11 protein-coding genes and 1 pseudogene are annotated in these 16,459 nt (G+C 67.3%); 10 read left to right on the top strand and 2 right to left on the bottom strand.

Annotated elements, in window-relative coordinates; translation table 11 throughout:
- Positions 1 to 274 precede the first annotated feature (274 nt).
- The 9 genes from rpoB (at position 275) to HEP81_RS16230 (ending at position 14,774) form a co-directional block, all read left to right on the top strand.
- On the top strand, positions 275 to 3,760 hold the full coding sequence (gene rpoB / locus HEP81_RS16270) for a DNA-directed RNA polymerase subunit beta (RefSeq protein ID WP_037657535.1): 3,486 nt from the start codon (positions 275 to 277) through the stop codon (positions 3,758 to 3,760).
- A 97-nt stretch (positions 3,761 to 3,857) separates the two neighbouring features.
- Positions 3,858 to 7,757: a DNA-directed RNA polymerase subunit beta' gene (locus HEP81_RS16265; protein ID WP_037657538.1), complete on the top strand. Its 3,900-nt coding sequence runs from the start codon at positions 3,858 to 3,860 to the stop codon at positions 7,755 to 7,757.
- Between the two features lie 52 nt (positions 7,758 to 7,809).
- A complete protein-coding gene (locus HEP81_RS16260; RefSeq protein WP_157854463.1) occupies positions 7,810 to 8,634 on the top strand; it encodes a hypothetical protein in 825 nt (274 codons plus the stop codon).
- A 16-nt stretch (positions 8,635 to 8,650) separates the two neighbouring features.
- The gene (locus HEP81_RS16255; protein ID WP_063755245.1) at positions 8,651 to 9,073 is read left to right on the top strand and encodes a hypothetical protein; all 423 of its coding nucleotides are present in this window, start codon (positions 8,651 to 8,653) and stop codon (positions 9,071 to 9,073) included.
- Between the two features lie 272 nt (positions 9,074 to 9,345).
- Entirely contained in the window at positions 9,346 to 9,717 is a 372-nt protein-coding gene (rpsL, locus tag HEP81_RS16250) for a 30S ribosomal protein S12 (RefSeq protein WP_003948652.1), read from the top strand.
- Between the two features lie 2 nt (positions 9,718 to 9,719).
- Positions 9,720 to 10,190 carry a 30S ribosomal protein S7 gene (gene rpsG, locus HEP81_RS16245; protein ID WP_003992340.1) on the top strand — a complete coding sequence of 157 codons (471 nt, stop codon included), beginning with the start codon at positions 9,720 to 9,722 and terminating at the stop codon, positions 10,188 to 10,190.
- A gap of 39 nt (positions 10,191 to 10,229) precedes the next feature.
- Complete coding sequence (fusA, locus tag HEP81_RS16240) at positions 10,230 to 12,356, top strand: elongation factor G (RefSeq protein WP_037657540.1); 2,127 nt, start codon at positions 10,230 to 10,232, stop codon at positions 12,354 to 12,356.
- 155 nt (positions 12,357 to 12,511) lie between these two features.
- Positions 12,512 to 13,705: an elongation factor Tu gene (gene tuf, locus HEP81_RS16235; protein WP_037657541.1), complete on the top strand. Its 1,194-nt coding sequence runs from the start codon at positions 12,512 to 12,514 to the stop codon at positions 13,703 to 13,705.
- Positions 13,706 to 13,793: 88 nt separating this feature from the next.
- Complete coding sequence (locus tag HEP81_RS16230) at positions 13,794 to 14,774, top strand: hypothetical protein (protein WP_051850273.1); 981 nt, start codon at positions 13,794 to 13,796, stop codon at positions 14,772 to 14,774.
- 34 nt (positions 14,775 to 14,808) lie between these two features.
- Here the strand turns inward: HEP81_RS16230 and HEP81_RS16225 are convergent.
- Together HEP81_RS16225 and HEP81_RS16220 are read right to left on the bottom strand one after the other, a co-directional pair.
- A pseudogene (locus HEP81_RS16225) lies at positions 14,809 to 15,075 on the bottom strand (toxin glutamine deamidase domain-containing protein); the annotation flags it as partial.
- Positions 15,076 to 15,090: 15 nt separating this feature from the next.
- Complete coding sequence (locus tag HEP81_RS16220; RefSeq protein WP_063755246.1) at positions 15,091 to 15,771, bottom strand: YrhB domain-containing protein; 681 nt, start codon at positions 15,769 to 15,771, stop codon at positions 15,091 to 15,093.
- A 28-nt stretch (positions 15,772 to 15,799) separates the two neighbouring features.
- Between HEP81_RS16220 and HEP81_RS16215 the strand changes: the two genes are divergently transcribed.
- Entirely contained in the window at positions 15,800 to 16,432 is a 633-nt protein-coding gene (locus tag HEP81_RS16215) for a hypothetical protein (protein WP_037657676.1), read from the top strand.
- The last annotated feature ends 27 nt before the right edge of the window (positions 16,433 to 16,459 follow it).

Genomic DNA, 16,459 nt, shown 5'->3' with positions numbered 1-16,459 from the left:
TATCAACGTGCGTTGAAGGGCAGCATGCCGAGGGCGTTGACAAGAGCGGTGAGCACAGCGAGGGTCTCGACAAACCCGCACTGGACATCAGTGTGCCAAGTGGCTACACTGACCCTTTGCGCTGCCTGTTAGCTGTCCCCTGCCCGTCACCAGGGGTCTGCCCTCACTCGAGCATCGATGACCGAAGCCCCTTTGACCTGGGGTTTCCGCTTCCGTGTTTGAGGGAGGGGCCGGTACGCGCGTAGTGAGTCCGAGCCCTCGGAAGGACCCCCTCTTGGCCGCCTCGCGCAACGCCTCGACCGCGAATACGAACAACGGCGCAAGCACCGCCCCGCTGCGCATTTCCTTTGCAAAGATCAAGGAGCCTCTCGAGGTTCCGAACCTGCTCGCGCTGCAGACCGAGAGCTTTGACTGGCTGCTCGGCAACACCGCCTGGCAGAGTCGGGTCGAGGAGGCTCTGGAGAACGGTCAGGACGTCCCCACCAAGTCCGGTCTGGAGGAGATCTTCGAGGAGATCTCCCCGATCGAGGACTTCTCCGGGTCGATGTCCCTGACGTTCCGGGACCACCGCTTCGAGCCGCCGAAGAACTCCATCGACGAGTGCAAGGACCGCGACTTCACGTACGCCGCCCCGCTCTTCGTCACCGCCGAGTTCACCAACAACGAGACCGGTGAGATCAAGTCCCAGACGGTCTTCATGGGCGACTTCCCGCTCATGACGAACAAGGGCACCTTCGTCATCAACGGCACCGAGCGTGTCGTGGTGTCCCAGCTGGTCCGTTCCCCCGGTGTCTACTTCGACTCCTCCATCGACAAGACGTCCGACAAGGACATCTTCTCTGCCAAGATCATCCCGTCCCGGGGTGCCTGGCTGGAGATGGAGATCGACAAGCGCGACATGGTCGGTGTGCGTATCGACCGCAAGCGCAAGCAGTCGGTCACCGTTCTTCTGAAGGCGCTCGGTTGGACCACCGAGCAGATCCTCGAAGAGTTCGGCGACTACGAGTCCATGCGCGCCACCCTGGAGAAGGACCACACCCAGGGCCAGGACGACGCGCTGCTCGACATCTACCGCAAGCTGCGTCCGGGCGAGCCCCCCACGCGTGAGGCCGCGCAGACGCTTCTTGAGAACCTCTACTTCAACCCGAAGCGCTACGACCTCGCGAAGGTCGGCCGCTACAAGGTCAACAAGAAGCTGGGCGCCGACGCCCCGCTGGACGCGGGCATCCTGACCGTCGAGGACATCATCTCGACGATCAAGTACCTCGTGCAGCTGCACGCCGGCGAGACCGAGACGACGGGTGACAACGGCGGCACGATCGTCGTCGAGACCGACGACATCGACCACTTCGGCAACCGTCGTCTGCGCAGCGTCGGCGAGCTCATCCAGAACCAGGTCCGTACGGGTCTGGCTCGTATGGAGCGCGTCGTGCGCGAGCGCATGACCACCCAGGACGTCGAGGCGATCACGCCGCAGACCCTGATCAACATCCGGCCGGTCGTCGCCTCCATCAAGGAGTTCTTCGGCACCAGCCAGCTGTCGCAGTTCATGGACCAGAACAACCCGCTGTCGGGTCTCACCCACAAGCGCCGTCTGTCGGCTCTTGGCCCGGGTGGTCTCTCCCGTGAGCGGGCCGGCTTCGAGGTCCGTGACGTGCACCCCTCGCACTACGGCCGCATGTGCCCGATCGAGACGCCCGAAGGCCCGAACATCGGTCTGATCGGCTCGCTCGCCTCCTACGGCCGGGTCAACGCGTTCGGTTTCGTCGAGACCCCGTACCGCAAGGTCATCGACGGCCAGGTCACCGACGAGGTCGACTACCTGACCGCCGACGAGGAGGACCGCTTCGTCATCGCGCAGGCCAACGCCCCGCTGACGGACGAGCTGCGCTTCGCCGAGGCCCGCGTGCTGGTCCGCCGCCGCGGCGGCGAGGTCGACTACGTCGGTGGCGAGGACGTGGACTACATGGACGTCTCGCCGCGCCAGATGGTGTCGGTCGCGACCGCCATGATCCCCTTCCTGGAGCACGACGACGCCAACCGTGCCCTCATGGGCGCGAACATGATGCGCCAGGCCGTGCCCCTGATCAAGTCCGAGGCCCCGCTCGTCGGCACCGGCATGGAGTACCGCTCCGCCGTGGACGCCGGCGACGTCGTCAAGGCCGAGAAGGCGGGTGTGGTCCAGGAGGTCTCCGCGGACTACGTCACCACGGCGAACGACGACGGCACGTACATCACGTACCGCCTGCACAAGTTCTCCCGCTCCAACCAGGGCACCTCGGTCAACCAGAAGGTCATCGTCAACGAGGGTGACCGGATCATCGAGGGCCAGGTCCTCGCCGACGGTCCGGCCACCGAGAACGGTGAGATGGCCCTGGGCAAGAACCTGCTCGTGGCGTTCATGCCGTGGGAGGGTCACAACTACGAGGACGCGATCATCCTGTCGCAGCGCCTCGTGCAGGACGACGTCCTCTCCTCGATCCACATCGAGGAGCACGAGGTCGACGCCCGTGACACCAAGCTCGGCCCCGAGGAGATCACCCGGGACATCCCGAACGTCTCCGAGGAGGTCCTCGCCGACCTCGACGAGCGCGGCATCATCCGTATCGGTGCCGAGGTCATCGCCGGCGACATCCTCGTCGGCAAGGTCACGCCCAAGGGTGAGACCGAGCTGACCCCCGAGGAGCGCCTGCTGCGCGCCATCTTCGGTGAGAAGGCCCGTGAGGTCCGCGACACCTCGCTGAAGGTGCCGCACGGCGAGACCGGCAAGGTCATCGGCGTGCGCGTCTTCGACCGCGAGGAGGGCGACGAGCTGCCGCCGGGCGTGAACCAGCTGGTCCGCGTCTACGTCGCGCAGAAGCGCAAGATCACCGACGGTGACAAGCTCGCCGGCCGACACGGCAACAAGGGCGTCATCTCCAAGATCAACCCGATCGAGGACATGCCGTTCCTGGAGGACGGCACCCCGGTCGACATCATCCTCAACCCGCTGGGTGTGCCATCCCGAATGAACCCGGGACAGGTCCTGGAGATCCACCTCGGCTGGCTCGCCAGCCGCGGCTGGGACGTCTCCGGCCTCGCGGAGGAGTGGGCCGAGCGCCTTCAGGCCATCGGCGCCGACCAGGTCGCCCCCGGCACCAACGTCGCCACCCCGGTGTTCGACGGTGCCCGCGAGGACGAGCTGGCGGGTCTGCTCCAGCACACCATCCCGAACCGCGACGGCGAGCGCATGGTGCTCCCGACCGGTAAGGCGCGGCTGTTCGACGGCCGTAGCGGTGAGCCGTTCCCGGACCCGATCTCGGTCGGCTACATGTACATCCTGAAGCTCCACCACCTGGTCGACGACAAGCTGCACGCCCGTTCGACCGGCCCGTACTCGATGATCACCCAGCAGCCGCTGGGCGGTAAGGCGCAGTTCGGTGGCCAGCGCTTCGGCGAGATGGAGGTGTGGGCCCTCGAGGCCTACGGCGCCGCGTACGCCCTCCAGGAGCTGCTCACCATCAAGTCCGACGACGTCACCGGCCGCGTGAAGGTGTACGAGGCCATCGTCAAGGGCGAGAACATCCCCGAGCCCGGCATCCCCGAGTCCTTCAAGGTGCTCATCAAGGAGATGCAGTCGCTCTGCCTGAACGTGGAGGTGCTGTCCAGCGACGGTATGTCCATCGAGATGCGTGACACCGACGAGGATGTCTTCCGCGCTGCGGAGGAGCTCGGCATCGACCTGTCCCGGCGCGAGCCGAGCAGCGTCGAAGAGGTCTGACGGGAGTCCGGCGGGGCCCTCACCCACAGGGCCCCGCCGACCCCCAGGCCCCCGTTTCAGACCACAGACTCACGACCCTGAGAGGGATTGACGCATAGTGCTCGACGTCAACTTCTTCGACGAGCTCCGGATCGGCCTGGCCACCGCTGACGACATCCGTCAGTGGAGCCACGGCGAGGTCAAGAAGCCCGAGACGATCAACTACCGCACCCTGAAGCCCGAAAAGGACGGACTCTTCTGCGAGAAGATCTTCGGTCCTACCCGGGACTGGGAGTGCTACTGCGGCAAGTACAAGCGTGTCCGCTTCAAGGGCATCATCTGCGAGCGCTGTGGCGTCGAGGTCACGCGCGCCAAGGTGCGCCGTGAGCGGATGGGCCACATCGAGCTCGCCGCTCCCGTCACCCACATCTGGTACTTCAAGGGCGTCCCGTCCCGCCTGGGCTACCTGCTGGACCTCGCCCCGAAGGACCTGGAGAAGGTCATCTACTTCGCGGCGTACATGATCACGTACGTCGACGAGGAGCGCCGCACCCGCGACCTGCCCTCCCTGGAGGCGCATGTCTCCGTCGAGCGTCAGCACATCGAGAACCGCCGCGACTCCGACCTGGAGGCCCGCGCCAAGAAGCTCGAGACCGACCTGGCCGAGCTGGAGGCCGAGGGCGCCAAGGCCGATGTGCGCCGCAAGGTGCGCGAGGGTGCCGAGCGCGAGATGAAGCAGCTGCGCGACCGTGCGCAGCGCGAGATCGACCGCCTCGACGAGGTCTGGAACCGCTTCAAGAACCTCAAGGTCCAGGACCTGGAGGGCGACGAGCTGCTCTACCGCGAGCTGCGCGACCGCTTCGGCACGTACTTCGACGGTTCGATGGGTGCCGCGGCGCTCCAGAAGCGCCTGGAGTCCTTCGACCTCGACGAAGAGGCCGAGAAGCTCCGCGAGATCATCCGCACCGGCAAGGGCCAGAAGAAGACCCGCGCCCTCAAGCGGCTGAAGGTCGTCTCCGCGTTCCTCCAGACCTCCAACAGCCCCAAGGGCATGGTCCTGGACTGCGTCCCGGTCATCCCGCCGGACCTGCGTCCGATGGTGCAGCTGGACGGTGGCCGCTTCGCGACCTCCGACCTGAACGACCTGTACCGCCGTGTCATCAACCGCAACAACCGCCTGAAGCGGCTTCTCGACCTCGGCGCGCCCGAGATCATCGTGAACAACGAGAAGCGCATGCTCCAGGAGGCGGTCGACGCCCTCTTCGACAACGGCCGTCGCGGTCGCCCGGTGACGGGCCCCGGCAACCGTCCGCTGAAGTCCCTCAGCGACATGCTGAAGGGTAAGCAGGGTCGATTCCGTCAGAACCTGCTCGGCAAGCGAGTCGACTACTCGGCGCGTTCCGTCATCGTCGTCGGCCCGCAGCTCAAGCTGCACCAGTGCGGTCTGCCCAAGGCGATGGCCCTTGAGCTGTTCAAGCCGTTCGTGATGAAGCGCCTGGTCGACCTGAACCACGCGCAGAACATCAAGTCGGCCAAGCGCATGGTCGAGCGCGGCCGCACCGTGGTGTACGACGTCCTCGAAGAGGTCATCGCCGAGCACCCGGTGCTGCTGAACCGTGCGCCCACCCTGCACCGCCTCGGTATCCAGGCCTTCGAGCCGCAGCTGGTCGAGGGCAAGGCCATCCAGATCCACCCGCTCGTCTGCACCGCGTTCAACGCGGACTTCGACGGTGACCAGATGGCCGTGCACCTCCCGCTGTCCGCGGAGGCGCAGGCCGAGGCCCGCATTCTGATGCTGTCCTCGAACAACATCCTCAAGCCGGCCGACGGCCGCCCGGTGACGATGCCGACCCAGGACATGGTCCTCGGTCTGTTCTTCCTCACCACCGACGGCGAGCTGCGTGACGTCAAGGGCGAGGGCCGCGCGTTCGGCTCCACGGCCGAGGCGACCATGGCGTTCGACGCCGGCGAGCTCTCGCTCCAGTCGCCGGTCGACATCCGCTTCCCGGTGGGCACCATCCCGCCGCGAGGCTGGACCCCGCCGGCCCGCGAGGAGGGCGAGCCCGAGTGGCAGCAGGGGGACTCGTTCCGTCTGCGCACCACCCTGGGCCGCGCGCTCTTCAACGAGCTGCTGCCCGAGGACTACCCGTTCGTCGACTACTCGGTGGGCAAGAAGCAGCTCGGCGAGATCGTCAACGACCTGGCGGAGCGCTACCCCAAGGTGATCGTGGCGGCGACGCTCGACAACCTGAAGGCGGCCGGCTTCTACTGGGGTACCCGCTCGGGTGTCACCGTGGCCATCTCCGACGTCGTCGTGCCCGAGGCCAAGAAGGCCATCGTCGCGGGCTACGAGGCCCAGGACGAGAAGGTCCAGAAGCAGTACGAGCGCGGTCTGATCACCAAGGAAGAGCGCACTCAGGAGCTCATCGCGATCTGGACCAAGGCGACCAACGAGGTCGCCGAGGCGATGAACGAGAACTTCCCCAAGACCAACCCCATCTTCATGATGGTTGACTCGGGTGCCCGAGGAAACATGATGCAGATGCGGCAGATCGCCGGTATGCGTGGTCTGGTGTCGAACGCGAAGAACGAGACCATCCCGCGTCCGATCAAGGCCTCGTTCCGTGAGGGCCTGTCCGTGCTGGAGTACTTCATCTCCACCCACGGTGCCCGTAAGGGTCTGGCGGACACCGCTCTGCGTACCGCCGACTCGGGTTACCTCACCCGTCGTCTGGTCGACGTCTCCCAGGACGTCATCATCCGCGAGGAGGACTGCGGCACCGAGCGCGGCCTCAAGCTGGCGATCGCCGAGCGTGGCGAGGACGGTGTCCTGCGCAAGACGGGCAACGTCGAGACGTCCGTGTACGCGCGCTGCCTCGCCGAGGACATCGTGGTCGACGGCAAGGTGCTGGCCCCGGCCGGTACCGACCTCGGCGACGTGCTCATCGACGAGCTGGTCAAGCACGGTGTGGAGACGGTCAAGACCCGCTCGGTCCTGACCTGTGAGTCCGCCGTCGGCACCTGCGCGATGTGCTACGGCCGTTCGCTGGCCACCGGCAAGCTGGTCGACATCGGTGAGGCGGTCGGCATCATCGCCGCCCAGTCCATCGGTGAGCCCGGTACCCAGCTGACGATGCGTACCTTCCACACCGGTGGTGTGGCCGGTGACGACATCACCCAGGGTCTGCCGCGTGTCGTCGAGCTCTTCGAGGCCCGTACCCCGAAGGGTGTCGCCCCGATCTCCGAGGCCTCCGGCCGGGTGCGGATCGAGGAGACCGAGAAGACGAAGAAGCTCGTCGTCACCCCGGACGACGGCAGCGACGAGACGGCGTTCCCGATCTCGAAGCGTGCCAAGGTCCTGGTCCGCGAGGGCGAGCACGTCGAGGTGGGCCAGCAGCTCACCGTGGGTGCCACCAACCCGCACGACGTGCTGCGCATCCTGGGTCAGCGTGCCGTCCAGGTCCACCTGGTCGGCGAGGTCCAGAAGGTGTACAACTCGCAGGGTGTGTCGATCCACGACAAGCACATCGAGATCATCATCCGGCAGATGCTGCGCCGTGTGACGATCATCGAGTCGGGCGACGCGGAGCTGCTGCCCGGCGAGCTGGTCGAGCGTTCGAAGTTCGAGACCGAGAACCGTCGTGTGGTCCAGGAGGGCGGTCACCCCGCCTCCGGTCGTCCGCAGCTGATGGGTATCACCAAGGCCTCGCTGGCGACGGAGTCCTGGCTGTCGGCCGCCTCCTTCCAGGAGACGACCCGAGTCCTGACGGATGCGGCGATCAACGCCAAGTCCGACAGCCTCATCGGCCTCAAGGAGAACGTCATCATCGGTAAGCTCATCCCGGCCGGTACGGGTCTGTCCCGCTACCGCAACATCCGGGTCGAGCCGACCGAGGAGGCCAAGGCCGCGATGTACTCGGCCGTCGGCTACGACGACATCGACTACTCGCCCTTCGGCACGGGCTCCGGCCAGGCCGTTCCGCTGGAGGACTACGACTACGGTCCGTACAACCAGTAAGCGAGCAGTCTGAAGGGCGGCCACTTCCCATGGGGGGTGGCCGCCCTTCGGCGTGTCCGCCACAATGATCGGCGTCGGCCAAGTGCCCTACGTCGCATGGGTGTTGGGGGGAGATCTGTTGGAGACGGCTCGTATCTTCTTCGGTCTGGCGGCGGCGCTCGTGGTGCCGTTCGGCCTGGATTGGTATCGCTCACGGCCCGGTCCCGCAGCCCTTGCTGTGCTCCTTTGGAGTGCCTATACCGTCTTTCCCTACGTGGATCGCGTGCGCCCGTGGTTCGCCCTCTGTGTCGCCGTTCTGGCTGCCTCGGGAGCGATGCTCTTACAACGCTCGGGTGACCCGTGGCGCCCGGGATTCTGGGACGTACGGTTTTGGGACTCGGGATCGCGGGCCACGTCGAGGCGCTTTGGCCTGGCTGCCGTCATGGCGGCGCTGCTTCTGTCGGCTTGCACCGCCGGCGGGCGGGCAACCTCGCTGTTACTGGAACTGCTGAGGAGCGACCGTGCGGCCGTGTTCATCTCCGCACTGCTCGTCGCAGTATTCGGCGGCGGGACCCTGGCGAAGACCGCGACAGTACCGGTACGGCGCGAGATAGCGGCGTTGGAGGAAGGGCCCCAGCGTTCGGCCGCGATGGAGTTCATGAACGGCGGCCCGTTCATCGGGATGCTCGAAAGGGGGCTTCTCTTCGCGTTCCTTGCGGCCGGCCAGCCAGAGGCGGCCGCTCTGGTGCTCGCGGCGAAGTCCCTGGCCCGCGTCCCCAGCGCCGAACACGGCAAGCACGCGTCCGAGTACTTCCTCATCGGTACGCTGGCCAGTGTCATAGCGGCGCTGGCCATGAGCATGGCGGCACGCTCGGCGGTTGGTATGCCTGTCCTCTAGTAGCGGGGAAGACGCCTTGGAACTGGCCGGGCATCCTCTGGTTCGTGTGCTCCGTTCACTTGAGTTGCCGGCCACCGACTACGTCGTGACGGGCAGCGGCCCGCTCCTCGCACATGGGCTACGGAGCGTCGTACACGATCTCGACATCGTGGCCCGGGGAAAGGCGTGGCAGGCCGTACTGCGCCTTGGAACTCCCGAAGCGCCGCCATCCGGGTACGGCAGCCTGGTGTCGCTCTGCGGGGGGAGTGTCGAGGTCTTCGACCGGTGGCTTCCGGGCTCTCCTGGCCCCGATCAGATGATCGAGGACGCGGAATGGGTGCAGGGCATCCCGTTCTCCCCTCTTCGTGAGGTCCTGACCTGGAAGGAAAGGTTGGGCAGGCAAAAGGACCAGGATGATGCCAAGCTGATCCGGGACTACCTGGCTCACTCGGATGGGTGAACATGGAGCGTGTCAAGCCCCGGCGTGTCGGGTGCGGCTTCATTTGTTTTGACCACAGCGAATGAGGTAGGTACTCTCAGACCTTGTGCCTGGGGTGTGCCCTGGCTGCTGTGCGTGCCTTGAAACCGTACGGCGAGCCACGACTGGCCACCGTAATTCGCGCCCTTCTCGCCTCGCGGCGGGAGTCTGGCGGATTCGACACACCCGACCGCGTGGGTCGGAGGCGTTCCAGGTTAGCTTTACCTATTCGGCACACAGAAACCGGAGAAGTAGTGCCTACGATCCAGCAGCTGGTCCGGAAGGGCCGGCAGGACAAGGTCGAGAAGAACAAGACGCCCGCACTCGAGGGTTCGCCCCAGCGTCGCGGCGTCTGCACGCGTGTGTTCACGACCACCCCGAAGAAGCCGAACTCGGCCCTGCGTAAGGTCGCGCGTGTGCGTCTGACCAGCGGTATCGAGGTCACTGCTTACATTCCGGGTGAGGGACACAACCTGCAGGAGCACTCCATCGTGCTCGTGCGCGGCGGCCGTGTGAAGGACCTGCCCGGTGTTCGTTACAAGATCATCCGCGGTTCCCTCGACACCCAGGGTGTCAAGAACCGCAAGCAGGCCCGCAGCCGCTACGGCGCCAAGAAGGAGAAGTAAGAATGCCTCGTAAGGGCCCCGCCCCGAAGCGCCCGGTCATCATCGACCCGGTGTACGGCTCTCCTCTGGTGACCTCCCTCATCAACAAGGTGCTGCTGAACGGCAAGCGCTCCACCGCCGAGCGCATCGTCTACGGCGCCATGGAGGGTCTGCGTGAGAAGACGGGCAACGACCCGATCATCACGCTGAAGCGCGCGCTTGAGAACATCAAGCCCACCCTTGAGGTCAAGTCCCGCCGTGTCGGTGGTGCGACGTACCAGGTTCCGATCGAGGTCAAGCCCGGTCGTGCCAACACGCTCGCGCTGCGCTGGCTCGTCGGTTACTCCCGCGCCCGTCGCGAGAAGACCATGACCGAGCGCCTGCTCAACGAGCTTCTCGACGCGTCCAACGGCCTCGGCGCCGCTGTGAAGAAGCGCGAGGACACCCACAAGATGGCCGAGTCCAACAAGGCCTTCGCGCACTACCGCTGGTAGTCGCTACCCACATCGAGACCGAGAGAAGACTGAAGCCTTATGGCTACCACTTCACTTGACCTGGCCAAGGTCCGCAACATCGGGATCATGGCCCACATCGACGCGGGCAAGACGACCACCACCGAGCGGATCCTGTTCTACACCGGTGTGTCCTACAAGATCGGTGAGGTCCACGACGGCGCTGCCACCATGGACTGGATGGAGCAGGAGCAGGAGCGTGGCATCACGATCACCTCTGCTGCCACCACCTGTCACTGGCCGCTGGAAGACGTCGACCACACGATCAACATCATCGACACCCCGGGCCACGTCGACTTCACCGTCGAGGTGGAGCGCTCCCTGCGCGTGCTCGACGGTGCCGTGACGGTGTTCGACGGCGTCGCCGGCGTTGAGCCCCAGTCCGAGACGGTGTGGCGTCAGGCGGACCGCTACGGCGTTCCGCGTATCTGCTTCGTCAACAAGCTCGACCGCACCGGTGCCGAGTTCCACCGCTGTGTCGACATGATCGTCGACCGCCTGGGCGCTCAGCCGCTGGTCATGCAGCTGCCGATCGGTGCCGAGGCGGACTTCAAGGGCGTCGTCGACCTGGTGACGATGAAGGCCTTCGTGTGGTCCGCCGAGGCCACCAAGGGCGAGATGTACGACGTCGTCGACATCCCGGACACGCACACCGAGGCTGCCGAGGAGTACCGCGGCAAGCTGCTGGAGGCCGTGGCCGAGAACGACGAAGAGATCATGGAGCTGTACCTGGAGGGCGAAGAGCCTTCCGTGGAGCAGCTGTACGCCGCGATCCGTCGTATCACCATCGCGTCCGGCAAGAGCGAGGGCACCACGGTCACCCCGGTGTTCTGTGGCACCGCGTTCAAGAACAAGGGCGTGCAGCCCCTGCTCGACGCGGTCGTGCGCTACCTGCCCTCGCCGGTCGACATCGAGGCCATCGAGGGCCACGACGTCAAGGACCCCGAGGTCGTCGTCAAGCGCAAGCCGTCCGACGACGAGCCGCTGTCCGCGCTGGCGTTCAAGATCATGAGCGACCCGCACCTCGGCAAGCTCACCTTCGTCCGGGTTTACTCGGGCCGCCTGGAGTCCGGCTCTTCGGTGCTGAACTCCGTCAAGGGCAAGAAGGAGCGCATCGGCAAGATCTACCGCATGCACGCGAACAAGCGTGAGGAGATCGAGTCGGTGGGCGCCGGTGACATCGTCGCCGTCATGGGCCTGAAGCAGACCACCACCGGTGAGACGCTGTCCGACGACAAGAACCCGGTCATCCTGGAGTCCATGGACTTCCCGGCGCCGGTCATCCAGGTCGCCATCGAGCCCAAGTCGAAGGGCGACCAGGAGAAGCTCGGCGTCGCGATCCAGCGCCTGGCCGAGGAGGACCCGTCCTTCCAGGTCCACTCGGACGAGGAGACCGGCCAGACCATCATCGGTGGTATGGGCGAGCTGCACCTTGAGGTGCTGGTCGACCGTATGCGCCGTGAGTTCAAGGTCGAGGCCAACGTCGGCAAGCCGCAGGTGGCGTACCGCGAGACGATCCGCAAGGCCGTCGAGCGCGTCGACTACACCCACAAGAAGCAGACCGGTGGTACCGGTCAGTTCGCGAAGGTGCAGATCGGCATCGAGCCGCTCGAGGGTGGCGACACCTCGTACGAGTTCGTGAACAAGGTCACCGGTGGCCGTATCCCGAAGGAGTACATCCCTTCGGTGGACGCCGGTGCGCAGGAGGCCATGCAGTTCGGCATCCTGGCCGGCTACGAGATGACCGGTGTCCGTGTCATCCTCCACGACGGTGCCTACCACGAGGTCGACTCCTCCGAGCTCGCCTTCAAGATCGCCGGCTCGCAGGCCTTCAAGGAGGCCGCGCGCAAGGCTTCGCCCGTGCTCCTTGAGCCGATGATGGCCGTCGAGGTCACCACGCCCGAGGACTACATGGGTGAGGTCATCGGCGACATCAACTCCCGCCGTGGCCAGATCCAGGCCATGGAGGAGCGGGCTGGCGCCCGCGTCGTGAAGGGCCTCGTGCCCCTCTCGGAGATGTTCGGCTACGTCGGCGACCTCCGCAGCAAGACGTCGGGTCGCGCAAGCTACTCGATGCAGTTCGACTCCTACGCCGAGGTTCCCCGGAACGTCGCCGAGGAGATCATCGCGAAGGCCAAGGGCGAGTAACGCACCGCGTTCGCACGCTTTAGGCTTGACTCCGGAGCCTCAAGGGGCATTCAGCCGAATACCAGGATGAATGCCCCGGGTTCCGGGCTATCCAGCAAAGATCACCTGGCGCCGATGAAGTAAGGCGTACAGAACCACTCCACAGGAGGACCCCAGTGGCGAAGGCGAAGTTCGAGCGGACTAAGCCGCACGTCAACATCGGCACCATCGGTCACATCGACCACGGTAAGACGACCCTCACGGCCGCCATTACCAAGGTGCTGCACGACGCGTACCCGGAGCTGAACGAGGCCACCCCGTTCGACAACATCGACAAGGCGCCCGAGGAGCGCCAGCGCGGTATCACCATCTCCATCGCGCACGTCGAGTACCAGACCGAGGCGCGTCACTACGCCCACGTCGACTGCCCTGGTCACGCGGACTACATCAAGAACATGATCACCGGTGCCGCGCAGATGGACGGCGCGATCCTGGTGGTCGCCGCCACCGACGGCCCGATGCCGCAGACCAAGGAGCACGTGCTCCTGGCCCGCCAGGTCGGCGTTCCGTACATCGTCGTCGCCCTGAACAAGGCCGACATGGTGGACGACGAGGAGATCATGGAGCTCGTCGAGCTCGAGGTCCGTGAGCTTCTCTCGGAGTACGAGTTCCCGGGCGACGACCTGCCGGTCGTCCGTGTCTCCGCGCTGAAGGCCCTCGAGGGCGACGCGCAGTGGACCCAGTCCGTCCTGGACCTCATGAACGCCGTCGACACCGCGATTCCGGAGCCGGAGCGCGACGTCGACAAGCCGTTCCTGATGCCGATCGAGGACGTCTTCACGATCACCGGTCGCGGTACGGTCGTCACCGGCCGTATCGAGCGTGGTGTCCTGAAGGTCAACGAGACCGTCGACATCATCGGCATCAAGACCGAGAAGACCACCACCACGGTCACCGGTATCGAGATGTTCCGCAAGCTGCTCGACGAGGGCCAGGCCGGTGAGAACGTCGGTCTGCTGCTCCGCGGCATCAAGCGCGAGGACGTCGAGCGCGGCCAGGTCATCATCAAGCCGGGTTCGGTCACCCCGCACACCGAGTTCGAGGCGCAGGCGTACATCCTGTCCAAGGACGAGGGCGGCCGCCACACGCCGTTCTTCAACAACTACCGTCCGCAGTTCTACTTCCGTACGACGGACGTGACGGGCGTTGTGACCCTCCCCGAGGGCACCGAGATGGTCATGCCGGGCGACAACACCGAGATGACTGTCTCGCTGATCCAGCCCGTCGCCATGGAGGAGGGCCTGAAGTTCGCCATCCGTGAGGGTGGTCGCACCGTGGGCGCCGGCCAGGTCACCAAGATCGTCAAGTAAGTTCCGCTTGCTTGAAGGTCACTGACCGACCTTTGGAGAGGCCCGTACGACTTCGGTCGTACGGGCCTCTTCGTCGTACTCTGAGCCCGTGAGCAGCCTTCCGCCCGCCCAAGGCCCCGACGAGTCCCCGTCCGACGAGCAGTGGGAGGCGTTCCTGCGGGACGCGATGGAGGGCGGTGGCGCGGGCGCCCCCAAGGAGGCGTCGGCACGGGACCGGCTGGCGGCCGCCCGGGTACGGCGCCCACGCCGGCCGCGGCGTCCCCGGTCGGGGACCGCCCGGTCGGCCACCGCCTGGCTGGCGGCCGCGGCGCCCTGGACCGCGGTCGCGGCCGTGGTCGTCTTCGGCGCCTTCCAGATGGGCCTGATCCCGGTCCCGCGGTCCTCGCCGCCCGCACCGGCCGCCGGGTCCGCCTCCGGTCCGGCCGAGGCGGTCTCCCTGCCCGGCGGCGGCACCTCCGACGGCGATCAGTGCGGCACCAAGGGCTACCACCACTTCCCGCTCCCCGCGGGCGCCACCGACGTCGAGCCGCCGTCCCCCGCTTCCCCCGCTTCCGGCCCGCAGCTGTCGCTGAGCCACTACGGCTACGCGGCGGACCCTGACGGGGAGGGCGGCATCGTCATCGGGCTGCGTTTCACCACGCCCGGCACGAAGAAACCGCTCCGGGTTTCGCGCACGCTCGGCGGTGAGGGCGCGGCCGTGGAGATCGAGGGCCCGGACGGCCTGGTGGCCGGTGCCCACGGCCTGCCCGTCAGCTGGCCCTCCGCCGCCCGTGCGAGCGCATCGGGTGCCTCGGGTGCCTCGGGCGCTTCGGTCGACGTGAGCGACGGAGGCGGCGGTGAGATCGTCGTCCCCGCCGAGGCCCTGTGCCCCGGCCACGACGGCGATTCCGTGGCGAGGTCCCTCGTACCGCCCGCCGACTCCACCGGCACCGTCACCGGCCCGCCGCCCTACCGCCTCGTCGTCTCGCTGCGCGACCCGGCCGTCGGCACCCTGCGCACCACCCTCGGCCTCCCCGCGGGCGGCGGCCTGCTCAGCGCGGTCAACCTGGTGCCGGCGGCGCGTTCCTGACTACCCCTGGGGCCTGACTCTCCCTGGGGCCTGACTACCCCTCAGGCAGGGTCCGCAGCAAGGTCAGCTCGCGCAGCCGGGGCGGCGGATCGAGGCGGCCGAGCGCGCCCGCCAGACCGTCGAGGAAGACGACCCGGCCCTGGTTGTTGTGCACATAGAGCAGATTGCCGCTGACCTCCTGGTCGCGCAGCCGGCGGCGCACCCGGACGATGCCCCGGGTGCCGGGCCCCGGTGCCTCGACGGCGCGGACCACATCGTCCCAGTCCCGCACCGCGACCGCCTCGAACCGCGGGAAGTAGCGCCGCCCGAGCCGCTCTCACCAGCCGGGGGCCTCGTGGAAGGGGCGCCAGGGCAGGGCGGTCACCGGGATGCCGTCGATCCCGCAGTGCACGGCGACGAGGCAGCCGCGGGCGTGCAGCTGCTCCCCGGCCGCGCGCCGGGCCGCCGTACCAGGCGCCAGGGCCTCCACGTCGGCGAGCGGGTCGCTGGGGGAGGGGTGGAAGGGGGTGCCGCCGTCCTTCGGCACCACGACGGAGGCCGCGAGCATGGGCTCCTCGGGGAATCCGGGCTGGGGGACCGCCCGGCAGGCCAGCAGCCAGGCGGCGCCCGTCTCGTACACCGGTTGCCGGTTCGGCGGCACGGCGAGCTCCACCAGGCCGCCGTAGACGTCCCGCAGCCAGGCCGCGGCGCGCACCCAGGGATCGTCCGCCCGCGGCCCCTGCGCCGCCCGCATCGCCAGATACCGCTCCGCCGGCAGGTGTGTGGGCGACCAGTGGGCCCCCGTACCGTCGTGCGGCACGATGACGAGGGCGCTGAACGGGGCCTGCGCCGGGTCCCCGGTGTCCAGATGCTCCCGGAAGTCGAAGCGGACCGTCCAGGCGTACGGATACCACGTGGCCGTCTCCGGCAGCAGCACGACGGAATCCGCGCGCTCCGGATACGCCGTCGTCCGCAGCCACCGCCCGGCCGCCGCCACGGCTTCCTCTCGGGTCCCCATCCGGCCCCCTCCTCTACGATGCGGCGTCATGTCCATACCCAATACCTGGGGCACACCGTACGGCGGCCACGTCGCCCCGCCGCCCCCCGCGAAGGATCTACGGCCCCGGCGTATCTGGTACGTCGTGGCGGCACTGCTCGGCCTCGTCCTGGTCGGCGCCGGCATCGCGTTCGGCGTGCTGGCGGTCAAGGACACGGTGCACCTGGTCGACACGGCGCACCCGTTCAACAGCGGCGAGCAGCGCACGTTCAGCTTCACCCAGGGCAGGACCCGCTCGATCTACGTCTCCCAGTCCGCGCCGGGCCATGTCGACTGCCGCGTGCCGCGGGCCCTCGCCGACTCCGTGACCCAGCCGTCCGGCACCTTCCGCGTCACCCTCGGCGCCCGCTCCTGGGAACGCGTCTTCGAGTTCACCCCGAAGACCACCGGCGACTACCCCGTCCTGTGCACCTCGGACCTCCCGTCCGCCGACTTCGCCCTCGGCGACAAGCCCCAGGTGCGGGGCATGGCCGTCGGCATGGTCGCGGCGGTCGGCTGCTTCCTCACGGCGGCGCTCGCGGTCCCGGCCATCTGCATCGTGACCGCGATCCGCCGCGGCCGCCACCGCCGCCGGCTCATGGCTCCGCCGATGCCCCCGGCGTGGGGGCCACCGCCCTTCTAGGCACGCGCTGGGTGCCCGTCTTCGGAG

It is taken from the genome of Streptomyces griseofuscus, from assembly GCF_014673495.1.
GTDB lineage: Bacteria > Actinomycetota > Actinomycetes > Streptomycetales > Streptomycetaceae > Streptomyces > Streptomyces murinus.
This window is presented reverse-complemented; position numbering and strand designations above follow the sequence as displayed.

Coding starts and splice junctions, on each gene's coding strand:
- rpsG (WP_003992340.1), top strand. CDS start 9,720: ATGCCTCGTAAGGGCCCCGCCCCGAAGCGCCCGGTCATCATCGACCCG.
- fusA (WP_037657540.1), top strand. CDS start 10,230: ATGGCTACCACTTCACTTGACCTGGCCAAGGTCCGCAACATCGGGATC.
- HEP81_RS16220 (WP_063755246.1), bottom strand. CDS start 15,771: ATGGGGACCCGAGAGGAAGCCGTGGCGGCGGCCGGGCGGTGGCTGCGG.
- HEP81_RS16215 (WP_037657676.1), top strand. CDS start 15,800: ATGTCCATACCCAATACCTGGGGCACACCGTACGGCGGCCACGTCGCC.